Below are 12,241 nucleotides of genomic sequence, written 5' to 3'. Positions count from 1 at the left end.
ACGTAAGATAGATGAGAGATAATAAAGATTGGAAAAGGAATAAGACTAAAATAAAGAGATTAATAGGCATATGGGTATCAAATATAAAAAAATTTATCTTATAGATAGTAAAATGATTATTACTATATAAAAAATAACCAACTTTTGGTTTATTTTTTATAGGAAAACAAAAGAGTAATCTTAAAGACTACTCTTTGATTTTTTTCTTTTCTTCCTTTTCAATTTCGGATACTGATTTTTTCGGTTTTTTAACATAGTTATCGTATAGTTCTCCAGAACATCCAAAATCATCTTCAAAATTCTCTGTAGTACTAATATGAGCTATAAACCATAAATTTTCATCTTTATTTATATACCCTTTCAATTTAGGAACACCCATTGGACTTACATCCTGTTTTGTAAATGTAATCGATTTTACATCTTTAATATTATAATGAATATACTTCGTTACTCTTGCTTCTTGTATTTTCCAAAACTTTTCTTCTTGTTCTTTATGTTTTAAGTATTCCAAAGTAAAAAATCCTCCTGCTATGAGCGCCACAACAGATACGACCAAAATAATTACTTTCTTCATTGGAAATCTCCTTATGAAAAATTTACGATTGCATTCTTCTTAAAATGGGATAGGCAAGATAAGAGGAGTGCAGAGACTATTCTTTTTTCTTTTCCTTCTCTTCCTTTTCAATTTCGGATACGGATTTTTCCGGTTGTTTTATAAGCTGTCCAAGTTTTCCAGAACGCCCCAATTTCCTTTCGAAATTATTATTACTATTAAGACCAGCATCAAACCATAATTCTTGATTATCATTTATATATCCTTTTATATGAGGAACGCCCATAGGACTAGTTTCGTGTTCTGTAAATGTAATCGATTTTACATCTTTAACATTATAATGAATATATTTTGCTACTCTTGTTTCTTGTACTTTCCAAAACTTTTTCTCTTCTTCTTTATGTTTTAAATATTCCAAAGTAAAAAACCCTCCTGCTATGAGTAACAAAGCAGATACGCCCAAAATAAATACTTTCTTCATTAGAAAATCCCCTTATAAAAAACTTACCAATGTATTCTTCTTAAAAATGGGATAGAAAAGAGTAGTACAAAGACTACTCTTTTTTCTTTTCCTTCTCTTCTTTTTCAATTTCAGATACCGATTTTTCCGGTTTTTTCACATATTTATCATATAGTTCTCCAGAACAAGTGAATTGGTCTTCAAAGTTTTCAGTTGTACTTACACGAGCTATGAAATCTAATTCTTTATTATTATTTATATATCCTTTTAATCTAGGAACACCCATAGGACTTACACTCTTTTCTGTAAACGTAATAGATTTTACGTCCTGAATATTATAACAAATATACTTTTCTACACGTGCTTCTTGTACTTTCCAAAACTTTTCTTCTTGTTCTTTATGTTTTAAGTATTCCATTGTAAAATACCCACCTGCTATGAGTAACAAAGCAGATACAATCAAAATAAATACTTTCTTCATTAGAAAATCCCCTTATAAAAAACTTACCATTACATTCTTCTTAAAATGGGATAGGGAAGACAAGAGTAGTGCAGAGACTATTCTTACCTCTTTTCTTTCTCTTCCTTTTCAATTTCGGATACGGATTTTTCAGGATCTTTTATAAGTTTTCCTAATTCTCCAGAACGTCCAAAATGATCTTCAAAATTCTCTGTGGTACTAATACTTGCTACAAACCATAATTCTTGATCACCATTTATATATCCTTTTATAGTAGGGATTCCCATCGGGTTCACCTCATGTTTTGTAAACGTAGTAGATTTCACATCTTTAATATTATAATGAATATATTTTTCTACCCTTGTTTCTTGTGTTTTCCAAAATTTTTCTTCTTGTTCTTTATGTTTTAAGTATTCCATTGTAAAAAAAACTCCTGCTATGAGCACCACAGCAGATACAACCAAAATGATTACTTTCTTCATTGGAAATCTCCTTATGAAAAACTTACGATTGCATTCTTCTTAAAATGGGGTAGGGAAGACAAAAATAGGGCAAAGACTATTGTTTTTTTCTCTTCCTTCTCTTCCTTTTCAATTTCGGATACGGATTTTTCAGGGTCTTTTATCAGTTTTCCTAATTCCCCGGAACAGTCAAATTTATCTTCGAAATTATCTGTAGTACTAATACGAGCTACAAAATCTAATTGTTGGTCATTATTTATATACCCTTTTAGTCTAGGAATGCCCATAGGACTAGTTTCACGTTCTGTAAATGTAATAGATTTAACATCTTTAATATTGTAATGAATATACTTTTCTACCCTTGCTTCTTGTACTTTCCAAAACTTTTCCTCTTCTTCTTTTTGCTTTAAGTATTCCATAGTAAAATATCCTCCTGCTATAATACAAATAATGGATAAAATCATTACTTTCTTCATAAAAAATCCCCTTATAAAAAACTTACCATTGCACTCTTCTTAAAATAGGATACAGAAAATAAGAGTAGTGCAAAGACTACTCTTGATGTTTTTCTTTCTCCTCCTTTTCAATTTCGGATACCGATTTTTCAGGGTCTTTTATCAGTTTTCCTAATTTCCCAGAACGCGTAAATTGGCCTTCAAAGTTTTCAGTAGTACTTATACGAGCTATGAAATCTAATTCTTTATTATTATTTATATAGCCTTTTAATCTAGGGACTCCCATAGGACTTACACTCTTTTCTGTAAACGTAATCGATTTTACATCCTGAATATTATAACGAATATACTTTTCTACCCTTGCTTCTTGTACTTTCCAAAACTTTTCCTCTTCTTCTTTTTGTTTTAAGTATTCCATTGTAAAATACCCTCCTGCTATAATACAAATAATGGATAAAATAATTACCGTTTTTTTCTTCATAGAAAATCCCCTTGTATTTAAATATAGTTAAAATATACCATGAAACGAGTTGAAACATATGGGTGAATTTAAAAAGAATCCAATTGCGACAGATGAAAATTATTTCGAACTAGCAGATCAAGTTTATGATGACCAAGTTTTAGAAAAAGGTAAAGAAATAAAAATGGCAGATGGTAAAAAGTGGGTAGTTATAGAATCAATTGATGCAGATTGTCAAAAAGTAAAAAATGGATTAGAAGCTATCGCAGTAGTACCAGCAGACAAATATGATGAAAATGCAACACATTATGATGATATAATCCTAGCATTTCGTGGAACAGAGCCTACGCAATTAGCAGATTTCGAAACAGATATCGATCAGATTACGTTTGGAATTAAAACACATTCTAAAGTAATTACTCCAAGTAACAGTCAAACTATAAAACCTGATTCTGCAACATCATTTGATACTGGATTAAAATGGGCAAAAAATGACATCGTAGCAAAATATAACCCTTCTTCTCTTCATACTACTGGACATAGTAAAGGTGGTGCAGAAGCGGACCTTATCGCTGCAGAATTAGATTGTTATGCAACTACATGGGCTGCACCGAATCCCTATGGTGTACTAAGTCCTGAAGCAAAAAAACGAGTAAATGAAGGAAAAATGGAAAATAAAGCAACTGATTATACACATGAAAATGACCCGATTGGTAACCACACTCAATTCGGTGCACCTCTAATTGGTAAGCAATACACAGTGAGACAGAACGATACAAAACAAGGACTTTTTACACGTTTAACTATGGACGGACACGGCAGAGATACATTTATGGGATCCTTTCATTCAAATGGAAGCCCCATATTAAAATTAGAACCTGAAGATATTATAAAACAAGCAAAAAAAATTCAAACACTCAGCAATCGATTATCAGATATAGCAAAAAATATAGAAGAGTTTCAAAGAAGAGAAGCTGAAGCGGTTCAAAAGTTGAAAAGTCAATTAAAATATGAAACAGGGCCAGGTGGGAAATATCATCTATTAGAAGCATACGAAATAGATGAAGCCATCTCACGAATTGCTAAAACGAAAGAAGGTGGAAATGACTATTTTCACGATGTACACATGGCAGAAGAATTAATTCATCTTTTAAGAAAAGAACAAAAAAGTTTAAGTAGATTTGGGGACGAAATTAGTGATGCAGCAAATTCACTTAGGGATAAAGACAATCAATTAGCAGGGAATTTTCAGTTTAGATAAGGAGATAATTATATGATGGATTTTATGGGGGAAATTAAAAAGATAGAAAAGCAAATCGAAAGTGTTACAGGAGATTTAGCGGATCAGGTAGTTGAGGAGTTACAAGCTGCTAAAAAACAGATTGAAAGAGAAATGCAGCGTATGATGTTAAAAACAGAAGTAGGGTTTAAATCAATAGACATTATAAAAGAAGATACATATACTCTTCAAAAAAACATAGGGGCATTTCATGAATTACAAACGAGTCTAAGAGATATAGCAGCAGAATTAGAGAAAAGTTTTGAAAGTAAAACTGGCAGTAAAATCAATGAAGAATTAAAAAAATATGAAAAACAAATTAACAACAACATTTTTAATGAACATGTTCACTTAGCAAACAGTTGTGGGAAAAAATAAGAGAAGAGGAAAAACTAAAGATAGTTTCTATTGCTTTAATTTACTGAAAGAGATGCACTGTGTAAATGCGAGGTTTGGATTGAACAGAAAAGTGTGTCTGGTGATAAGTTATATGAATGAATAGATAATACAAATTGTATAGAAATATATGAGTTCGTTGAAGGTGAGAGTGAATTAAGGGGAAAGGCTAAAGAAGGAAATAGATGTATTCATAGGAAGGATGCAGTTATGAATCAAAAAAAGTTAGAAATGGCTTTTAAAAGATATAGCAAAAATTTTGTGGATGGAATCAAATTTGAAGATGTTAAAGATAAGTATAATGTCAGTAAAAATAAGATTGAGAAAATTGTTGAGCAAAATGAAACAGAGAAAGATCACATCTTATTAATAAATTTAAGCAAAATTTTCTCATATCACTTGTCACTATGGAAAAACGATGTATTGATAAACGATGGAAACAATGTAGAAGGATTAAAGAACATGCAGAAAGTCTTATTTTACCAGTGCATGGGACAGGATCTCTATACAATCAGGTATCCAAAGATGATTTTGGGATATACGTTTAGAGAAGTCGCCCTCACAATAGTTCATTTTGCAATGTATGGATGGGAGAAAGAAGAGAATATATTATATGATTTTATGGTTCATCACTTCTGTGGACATTTAATAGATGCTAATGAAGAGAATAGACATATTTGGTTTTTGCTAGAGCTGTACTTGCAGTATAAAAATAAAACCATCATGGGAACAAATCAAAAATTGCACTTAATCGTGAAAAATAAGTTTAAGGAAGCTAAGCTGCGATGCGATTTAATTCCTGAAGACCTTAACATGTATGATGAAGTGTTGGGACGTTGGGCGACTGATGATTTAGAAGAAATAGAACATCTAATTTCAATAATGGCTCAGTATCATTCTGCATTAGTTTCTGAAATCGGACAACTAGGTGAATTTGGCGATTTCAGATACGGGTTTTATCCTGTTGAAATCTTATTTTTAATTCATGTAAGGAAACAACTAGGGTTGCCAGTACCTACTCAAATTGATAATTTTCTGATGAATACTCCAGAAGCGAGAATGGTATTTGAGGAACGTGAGCCATATCCTAAATGGGATACTGTGCTTCAGATGATTGATCAATTTTATCGTAAAAACTATCCGGAATATATTCCTAACAAGCATGGAGAATTATTTTAATAAAAAGGAGGAAGCTAATATGCCGGATCAAGGTATAGCGCAGAGTATATTTCCTGATAGCAAGGATTTGGAAACGTTTTTGAAGGAGCAAGGAGGTTATGGCTTACATGAAGATCTATTAAAATATGGTTTGATGACGAAACTGTTTTTATACGTTGACTATAAAGGTGAGCAATATCAAGAAATTGTCAACTTTATGCTTGATTACGAATTTACAAACCAAATTGAATTAGCGACACAAGAAGAACTCGAGAAATTAGAAGCATTTAACTATGAATATTTACCTGAAAAGATTGGGGTGGCCAACAAAATACTGTCACCAAGGGGATATGGACTATTTTCTTATCCTAATTCGGGCGACTTTTTCGCATTATTCATTGCGAAAATAGAGGATATAACAAAATTTCTGCAAGAAGAATTGCTGCTTGATGATAGAATCCCTTCACAAGAAAGATGCATTAAGTACTATAGATAGACTTAAAATGATGCAATTACCCTTATGATATAGTGCTTTATCAAGAAGAATAAATGTAAGAATCTACAGTGATATACTTTTAGACTGTAGTTTTTTATTTGTGTGTAATTAATACATAATGTGCAAAATGAAAAATAACTAAGGGGGATCTGTTAGTTCATTAGGAGATTGAGGAGTGAATTTAAAAATCAGAAAAAACATGTGAAAATAACAGAAAATATGTATTTAAATGTTAAAATTATATATTGAAAGGAGAATTTACATGAAACCTGATTTTTTCTTTATTACAATGTACCCAACGGTATCTTTTAACGAAGAAGAGATACTGGGACGTTTTTTGGATGTATTTGAGTCAAATGAGAAATTTACTCCTACTCATTGGGGGAACTGTGAAACAGTAAAGGTAGAATATAACCGTCAGGAAATTTTAGAAAAAGTAATTTCAGAGCGTAGAGTATCTGAAGTTCACCTGTATCGTGATAAGTCTGTGAACTACACAGGAAGTTTTCAAGTTAACTGGAGCCATCGTTCATTTTTAGAGTTTGAGTTTCATAAATCGATACCTAAAAAATTATGGTCTGCTTTTTTTGAGTTATCTGATCAAATCGCAGAAATCGCGAAACCATGTTTTGGAGTAACTCAAATTTTTTGGCCATTGTCCTATCCGTGGAATACCGAACGTGAACGCTTACAAATGTGGATGGAAATATCTTCTCAACCTATACCAGTTAGGTTTCTTCCGAGCGGTCCATTAGGATTAGGAGCTAGAACATATTTGAGTGGTCATATTTTAGACATGTTTGATAAGGAATTATTATTAAATAGCCCAGGAGTGGTATCAGAACTGAATTGGGGTGGAACTTGCATAGATCTTTTACACAACCCTTTAGAATCTGATATGGATTTGTTGCTTGATAGTTGGCTAGCTGCAATGAAATATTTAGAACCAGCTCAAGTAATGGCTCTACCAAGCTTTGATGAGGATCGGATGGGAGTATCTTTTTCTCCGAATGTTGCCTGGAAGGATTATTTAACAAGATAAATGAAAAGGGATCGCAGTTATGAATGAGAATAATAGAATAAGAGTCATGGAAATATTAAATCGATCTCAATACAATGATGAAATAATAGATGGGCTAGATATGAGCAATGTAGACCTTACTTTTTTGATTTGTAAGAGGTGATGGCAGAGGATATTATGGCCAAACAAGTATGAGAGCATCGTTTTTTGATTGTGATTTTGAGTTTGCCGATTTCAGAAGCTGTAATTTAGAGGAAATACATATTGCAGATTGTAGATTTGGTGAAGCGGACTTCTTTAAAGAGAATATTAAATATGGTGAGAAATAAATGAATTTTGAACATTTAAAGGCCTATGATGGATAGCATACGTTATAAACAAATATTAGAAAATCCCTCTCATTGTATATAGAAATTACATAATAAAAATAGAATTATATTACGATAAAAACTTACTTTTACATAACAGCTTAACCATTAGCTAATATTGTAAAGGAGGATTGAAGATGTTAAATGATGTATTAACGAAGGAGTATATAATACAGAATGGCCTTGAGTTTGAAGAGTGTTTAGAATATGGGGGACCTTATGGGCTAGGAATAGTAGAGTGTGCAGATGATGATAAAGAAAAATTGTTTACTGGCTTAGCTTATGATGTTTATGAGAATGGAAATATAGAATGTTATTTCTATGTAGAAAATGGTGTTAAACAAGGAGAGTATGTGGAGTTTTACATGGATGGAAATCTAAAAAGAATCAGCAATATGAATAGAAGCGCGGTTGAAGGCTACTATGTTGAATTTTTTCAAAACGGAATGAAGAAGCATGAGTCTGAATATATTGCGGGACGTGAAATGACTTTTAAAAAGTATGATGAACAAGGGAATGTTGTAAAACAAAAAATAGAACCAACTGAATTCGATATATTATATGCGGAAAAATTCAGTAGCAGTTTAAACAAGTAAGGAACACTACATTAAAAATATTGAATATTAATAAAATAACGAATTATAATTCGATTGAGAGATAGTCATAGAAAGATATATAGGAAATGTGAAGAGGTATCGAAATATAGAAGTATGTTTATGGCGCGAACAAATATAAATGAAAAAAAGACTTGAGGAGATTCAGTGGGGTGGTAGGAGATGAATAAAGTAGAATGGAGATCACCAGATAAGCCTTTATTGCGAGAAAATGTAAAGAATGTGGAAAAAGAGTTGGGCATTCATTTTCCTTTAGATTATATAGAATGTGTAATGAAGAATAACGGAGCACATGTTAGCCCAGAAGTATTTGAAGTTGAGGGGAAGAGAAAAGTTTTTGGTACATTACTAACTTATGATATGGATGATGATGAAAATATTATTGAGGTATTCTATGACTACAATGACACATTACCGAGTGCATTGGTGCCATTTGCATTTGATCCAGCAGGAAATTTAATTTGCTTTGATTATAAAAATCATGAAGAAGATCCAATTGTCGTCTTTTGGGAACATGAGGGGCATGGGAAAAGGAAACATTGATGGAAAGTGAAGGGATTACGGCTAAGGAAGCAGAGGAAGTAGCGAGAGAAAATGTATTCTATATTGCTAATAATTTTACGGAGTTTTTAAATAAGTTACATGATTAATAGTGGGAAAGGGATTTAAACTTATTTGGCTGTGATAAAGCAAATAAAAGGAGTAGTAAAATGAAACCGAATTATTTTACAATCGCAATGTATCCGACTGTAGCATTTAACGAAGAAGAGATATTAAATTGTCTTTTAGATGTGTTTGAGTCAAATGAAAAATTTGCTCCTACTCATTGGGGAAACTGTGAAACGGTGCAGGTAGAATATAATCGCCAGGAAATCATAGAAAAAGTAATTTTGGAGCAAAGGGTATCTGAAGTTCATTTGTATCGCGATAAATCGGTAATTTATAGAGGAAGTTTTAAAATTAAATTGAATCGTCGCTCATATTTGGAGTTTGAGTTTCATAAATCGATACCTAAAAAATTGTGGTGTGCTTTTTTTGAGTTATCTGATCAAATCGCAGAAATCGCAAAGCCAAGTTTTGGAGTGGCGCATATTTTTTGGAAAGCAAATTATCCGTGGAATACGGAACGTGAGAGTTTACATATGAAAATGAATATATCTTCGCTACCTATACCAGTCAGGTTTCTTCCTAACGGTCCTTTGGGGGTAGGAGCTAGAACATATTTTAGTAGTTATATTTTAGAAGCTTTTGATAAGAAACTATTGTTAAATAGCCCGGGGGTTGTATCGGAATTGAATTGGGGCGGGCTGAGTATAGACCTTTTACAAAATCCATTAGAAGCACATATTGATACGTTACTCGATAGTTGGTTATCTGTAATGAATCATTTGGAACCAGCTCAAGTAATAGCTATACCAAGATTTCATGAAAGTCGGATGGTTGTAACCTATTCTCCTAATGTCGCCTGGAAGAAGTATTTGGAAAGTTAAAAGAAGCGAGGTCGTAATTAGACTTGAATTTGCATAAAAGTTCAGATGATGCAATAAGTTATTTCGGATAAACGTGATGTGATTTGTTAGGAGGTGAAGTTAAATGAGAAATGACTTAACATGGCCAGTACCGGATGAGCCAGTTTCAGCAGAATATATAAACAATGTGGGAAAAGAGATAGGCTATATATTTCCATGTGACTATGCAGAATGTGCTATAAATAATAATGGTTCGGCTGTGTTACCTTATAAATTTGAAATAGGCACGATAACAAAAGTATTTGGAACTTTACTTACCTATGATGTAGATAGTAGTGAATATATCGTTAAAGTATATAACCAGTATATTTCTACTCTGCCAAATGAATTGGTGCCATTCGCATTTGATCCAGCAGGAAATTTAATTTGCTTTGATTATAAAAATCATGAAGAAGATCCAATTGTCGTCTTTTGGGAACATGAAGGGGCATGGGAAAAGGGAACATTGATGGAAAGTGAAGGGATTACGGCTGAAGAAGTAGAGGAAGTAGCGAGAGAAAATGTATTTTTTGTAGCTAATAAATTTACGGAGTTTTTAAATAAGTTACATGATTAATAATACTATCCATATAAAATGGTTCGTATAAATGTAAGCAGCAATAAAAGGCGGGAGAATGATGGATTTAGAGCATTTAAAAAAAGATATTTGGTATGGAGAAGTTTCTAATCATACAATTGAAACTCTTAAGTCTAACTTAAGGGATAGTGTAGCAGAGACAGAATCCTTTATTTTAATTAACGAATTGTTAAAGTTAGGTGATTTCTCCGTTAAGGGATTACTAATTGAACTTATGAATAGTACTCGAAATGGGCTTGTTTTACATTTATGCACTAGACTATTTTGTTCAGTAGCTACTCACGATGATTTATTAGAAACGAATAATTTGAAATTCCTTTCAAGTGCTTCAGAGGATAGAGTTCATAATTTTGTAGTAAGTGCTGGTGAAACTCTTTCATATCATGTAGTACCATATCTTTTAGCGTTACTAGAAGAGTGGGAAGATACCTTTGTTGAAAAAGCTATAAGAAATGAACTTTCATGGATGCTTGGAATTGAGGACGAGTATTATGAAGTATCGTTAGAAGAATTTAATGAAGCTTATTCTAGTTTTATCGAAAATAACGATACGCAAGAATACTATTATCGTAATAGACTATCTTTTCCTGGAGATTTGGCAAAGGAGTTAGTTTCGGAAGTTATGAGTTCTTTAAGAGATAGAACTACTTATAATGTTGTTACTATACCTTCCGTTTTATCAATTTGGAGTGGAATCAAATGTCCAATTCAATACGATACGATAATAACAAATGAAAAAAATAGAGAGTTGATGTCATATATCGATGTTCTAACAAAGAAAGAATGGAAGATTGGTAAAAAGTATTTTTATGGACATGTAGTCGTATAAGAAAACGATATATGTGATGAAAATAAAACCATTCTATGGCACTCTGTTAAGGAGTGATTTTTACTATAACGGAAAGCTTTGATTGTTGTTTAGAGGTGAATAAAATTGGAGAATAAGATGGATGTACTAAGTAAAAAATACGTATTAGAGCATGGAATAAATTTTGATGAGGAACTATGGTTTACCTCATCCAGTGATGAAGTGCTAGATAAGCCAGAAGAAAAGAATGGGAAACCTTTTACTGGTTTAGCATATGAGTTATATGACAATGGCACCCTAGCGTATTATTGTTACTATAGGGATGGTTTTAAAGAAGGGAATTATGTTAAGTTTTATCAGAGCGGAAAAGTGAAAACTACGAATTTCATGATAAAAGGACAGACAAGAGGGATACGGAAAATTTGGTATGAATGCGAAGTACTCAAATATGAAGGAGAATTTAAGTTTGGTATTTGTTTACATTATACAGAATGGGATAAACATGGGGATGTAATTAGAAAAAAAGTTGCACCGACAAAAGAGGAATTAGCATTCATCAACCGATGCTCTAAACGAGAAGATAATCCATTGATATAAAAATTACAATATATTATTGGTAACATATAGGACAGTTTGTAAAATTACTTAAGAGTAAATAACCATGGGGTGATGGAACTTGGTGAGAAAAGTAGAATGGCAATTTGCTGATGAAGCTGTAAATGAAGATCTTGTGAGAGAGATTAGTAATAAAATAGGTTTTAAATTTCCAATGGATTATATAAAATGTGTAGCTGTAAATAATGGTGCCAATGTAGAACCAGAATTATTTAATGTGAATAATCACGAAAGAATTTTCGGTACTTTATTATCTTTTAATGAAAATAGTGATGAATATATAGTTGATGTATATAGTGACTTTATCGATACATTACCTAAAGAATTATTTCCTTTCGCATTTGATCCAGCAGGAAATTTAATTTGCTTTGATTATAAAAATCATGAAGAAGATCCAATTGTCGTCTTTTGGGAACATGAGGGAGCATGGGAAAAGGAAACATTGATGGAAAGCGAAGGGATTACGGCTAAGGAAGCAGAGGAAGTAGCGAGAGAAAATGTATTCTATATTGCTAATAATTTTACGGAGTT

Annotated in this window: 16 protein-coding genes and 3 pseudogenes; 13 read left to right on the top strand and 6 right to left on the bottom strand. The window is 32.2% G+C overall.

Annotation, left to right across the window (positions count from 1 at the left end; translation table 11 throughout):
• Nucleotides 1-187 precede the first annotated feature (187 nt).
• The 6 genes and pseudogenes from JDS82_RS23590 to JDS82_RS23565 all read right to left on the bottom strand — a co-directional run bounded on the left by JDS82_RS23590 (nucleotide 188) and on the right by JDS82_RS23565 (nucleotide 2,870).
• Nucleotides 188-574 (bottom strand): DUF1433 domain-containing protein, encoded by a 387-nt coding sequence (locus tag JDS82_RS23590; protein ID WP_064057030.1) that lies wholly within the window; start codon nucleotides 572-574, stop codon nucleotides 188-190.
• Nucleotides 575-650: 76 nt separating this feature from the next.
• Nucleotides 651-1,034, bottom strand: coding sequence for a DUF1433 domain-containing protein (locus JDS82_RS23585; protein WP_098486208.1), 384 nt, complete (start codon nucleotides 1,032-1,034; stop codon nucleotides 651-653).
• A 73-nt stretch (nucleotides 1,035-1,107) separates the two neighbouring features.
• Complete coding sequence (locus tag JDS82_RS23580; RefSeq protein WP_016087143.1) at nucleotides 1,108-1,494, bottom strand: DUF1433 domain-containing protein; 387 nt, start codon at nucleotides 1,492-1,494, stop codon at nucleotides 1,108-1,110.
• 83 nt (nucleotides 1,495-1,577) lie between these two features.
• Nucleotides 1,578-1,955 carry a DUF1433 domain-containing protein gene (locus JDS82_RS23575; protein ID WP_199714047.1) on the bottom strand — a complete coding sequence of 126 codons (378 nt, stop codon included), beginning with the start codon at nucleotides 1,953-1,955 and terminating at the stop codon, nucleotides 1,578-1,580.
• 83 nt (nucleotides 1,956-2,038) lie between these two features.
• A pseudogene (locus tag JDS82_RS23570) lies at nucleotides 2,039-2,410 on the bottom strand (DUF1433 domain-containing protein); the annotation flags it as partial.
• Between the two features lie 76 nt (nucleotides 2,411-2,486).
• Nucleotides 2,487-2,870: a DUF1433 domain-containing protein gene (locus JDS82_RS23565; RefSeq protein ID WP_016087146.1), complete on the bottom strand. Its 384-nt coding sequence runs from the start codon at nucleotides 2,868-2,870 to the stop codon at nucleotides 2,487-2,489.
• A 58-nt stretch (nucleotides 2,871-2,928) separates the two neighbouring features.
• On the opposite strand from JDS82_RS23565, the gene JDS82_RS23560 reads away from it, so the two are divergent.
• The 13 genes and pseudogenes from JDS82_RS23560 to JDS82_RS23500 form a co-directional block, all read left to right on the top strand.
• On the top strand, nucleotides 2,929-4,110 hold the full coding sequence (locus JDS82_RS23560) for an alpha/beta hydrolase family protein (RefSeq protein ID WP_016087147.1): 1,182 nt from the start codon (nucleotides 2,929-2,931) through the stop codon (nucleotides 4,108-4,110).
• A gap of 12 nt (nucleotides 4,111-4,122) precedes the next feature.
• On the top strand, nucleotides 4,123-4,506 hold the full coding sequence (locus JDS82_RS23555; protein ID WP_016134935.1) for a hypothetical protein: 384 nt from the start codon (nucleotides 4,123-4,125) through the stop codon (nucleotides 4,504-4,506).
• Nucleotides 4,507-4,734: 228 nt separating this feature from the next.
• On the top strand, nucleotides 4,735-5,703 hold the full coding sequence (locus JDS82_RS23550) for a hypothetical protein (RefSeq protein ID WP_199714046.1): 969 nt from the start codon (nucleotides 4,735-4,737) through the stop codon (nucleotides 5,701-5,703).
• Between the two features lie 19 nt (nucleotides 5,704-5,722).
• On the top strand, nucleotides 5,723-6,178 hold the full coding sequence (locus tag JDS82_RS23545) for a DUF6630 family protein (RefSeq protein WP_199714045.1): 456 nt from the start codon (nucleotides 5,723-5,725) through the stop codon (nucleotides 6,176-6,178).
• A 262-nt stretch (nucleotides 6,179-6,440) separates the two neighbouring features.
• On the top strand, nucleotides 6,441-7,220 hold the full coding sequence (locus tag JDS82_RS23540) for a hypothetical protein (protein ID WP_199714044.1): 780 nt from the start codon (nucleotides 6,441-6,443) through the stop codon (nucleotides 7,218-7,220).
• 19 nt (nucleotides 7,221-7,239) lie between these two features.
• A pseudogene (locus JDS82_RS23535) lies at nucleotides 7,240-7,522 on the top strand (pentapeptide repeat-containing protein); the annotation flags it as partial.
• Nucleotides 7,523-7,704: 182 nt separating this feature from the next.
• Nucleotides 7,705-8,163: a toxin-antitoxin system YwqK family antitoxin gene (locus JDS82_RS23530; protein WP_061673153.1), complete on the top strand. Its 459-nt coding sequence runs from the start codon at nucleotides 7,705-7,707 to the stop codon at nucleotides 8,161-8,163.
• Between the two features lie 180 nt (nucleotides 8,164-8,343).
• Nucleotides 8,344-8,831: pseudogene (locus JDS82_RS23525) on the top strand (SMI1/KNR4 family protein).
• A 60-nt stretch (nucleotides 8,832-8,891) separates the two neighbouring features.
• Nucleotides 8,892-9,671: a hypothetical protein gene (locus JDS82_RS23520; protein WP_199714043.1), complete on the top strand. Its 780-nt coding sequence runs from the start codon at nucleotides 8,892-8,894 to the stop codon at nucleotides 9,669-9,671.
• A gap of 103 nt (nucleotides 9,672-9,774) precedes the next feature.
• Nucleotides 9,775-10,266, top strand: coding sequence for an SMI1/KNR4 family protein (locus JDS82_RS23515; RefSeq protein ID WP_199714042.1), 492 nt, complete (start codon nucleotides 9,775-9,777; stop codon nucleotides 10,264-10,266).
• 61 nt (nucleotides 10,267-10,327) lie between these two features.
• Nucleotides 10,328-11,116, top strand: a complete 789-nt coding sequence (imm47, locus tag JDS82_RS23510; protein ID WP_199714041.1) for an Imm47 family immunity protein — start codon at nucleotides 10,328-10,330, stop codon at nucleotides 11,114-11,116.
• A 117-nt stretch (nucleotides 11,117-11,233) separates the two neighbouring features.
• The gene (locus tag JDS82_RS23505) at nucleotides 11,234-11,692 is read left to right on the top strand and encodes a toxin-antitoxin system YwqK family antitoxin (RefSeq protein ID WP_142291262.1); all 459 of its coding nucleotides are present in this window, start codon (nucleotides 11,234-11,236) and stop codon (nucleotides 11,690-11,692) included.
• An 82-nt stretch (nucleotides 11,693-11,774) separates the two neighbouring features.
• A partial coding sequence (locus tag JDS82_RS23500; RefSeq protein ID WP_199714040.1) for an SMI1/KNR4 family protein occupies nucleotides 11,775-12,241 on the top strand: 467 nt, incomplete at its 3' end.

Source organism: Bacillus cereus group sp. N14 (assembly GCF_016483555.1).
Lineage (GTDB): Bacteria > Bacillota > Bacilli > Bacillales > Bacillaceae_G > Bacillus_A > Bacillus_A wiedmannii.
This window is presented reverse-complemented; position numbering and strand designations above follow the sequence as displayed.

What these genes read in the sequence shown, in the direction of transcription:
- JDS82_RS23590 (WP_064057030.1), bottom strand. Translation starts at nt 574, where the DNA reads ATGAAGAAAGTAATTATTTTGGTCGTATCTGTTGTGGCGCTCATAGCA.
- JDS82_RS23560 (WP_016087147.1), top strand. Translation starts at nt 2,929, where the DNA reads ATGGGTGAATTTAAAAAGAATCCAATTGCGACAGATGAAAATTATTTC.
- JDS82_RS23565 (WP_016087146.1), bottom strand. Translation starts at nt 2,870, where the DNA reads ATGAAGAAAAAAACGGTAATTATTTTATCCATTATTTGTATTATAGCA.
- JDS82_RS23555 (WP_016134935.1), top strand. Translation starts at nt 4,123, where the DNA reads ATGATGGATTTTATGGGGGAAATTAAAAAGATAGAAAAGCAAATCGAA.
- JDS82_RS23575 (WP_199714047.1), bottom strand. Translation starts at nt 1,955, where the DNA reads ATGAAGAAAGTAATCATTTTGGTTGTATCTGCTGTGGTGCTCATAGCA.
- JDS82_RS23585 (WP_098486208.1), bottom strand. Translation starts at nt 1,034, where the DNA reads ATGAAGAAAGTATTTATTTTGGGCGTATCTGCTTTGTTACTCATAGCA.
- JDS82_RS23515 (WP_199714042.1), top strand. Translation starts at nt 9,775, where the DNA reads ATGAGAAATGACTTAACATGGCCAGTACCGGATGAGCCAGTTTCAGCA.
- JDS82_RS23550 (WP_199714046.1), top strand. Translation starts at nt 4,735, where the DNA reads ATGAATCAAAAAAAGTTAGAAATGGCTTTTAAAAGATATAGCAAAAAT.
- JDS82_RS23545 (WP_199714045.1), top strand. Translation starts at nt 5,723, where the DNA reads ATGCCGGATCAAGGTATAGCGCAGAGTATATTTCCTGATAGCAAGGAT.
- JDS82_RS23580 (WP_016087143.1), bottom strand. Translation starts at nt 1,494, where the DNA reads ATGAAGAAAGTATTTATTTTGATTGTATCTGCTTTGTTACTCATAGCA.
- JDS82_RS23520 (WP_199714043.1), top strand. Translation starts at nt 8,892, where the DNA reads ATGAAACCGAATTATTTTACAATCGCAATGTATCCGACTGTAGCATTT.
- imm47 (WP_199714041.1), top strand. Translation starts at nt 10,328, where the DNA reads ATGGATTTAGAGCATTTAAAAAAAGATATTTGGTATGGAGAAGTTTCT.
- JDS82_RS23505 (WP_142291262.1), top strand. Translation starts at nt 11,234, where the DNA reads ATGGATGTACTAAGTAAAAAATACGTATTAGAGCATGGAATAAATTTT.
- JDS82_RS23530 (WP_061673153.1), top strand. Translation starts at nt 7,705, where the DNA reads ATGTTAAATGATGTATTAACGAAGGAGTATATAATACAGAATGGCCTT.
- JDS82_RS23540 (WP_199714044.1), top strand. Translation starts at nt 6,441, where the DNA reads ATGAAACCTGATTTTTTCTTTATTACAATGTACCCAACGGTATCTTTT.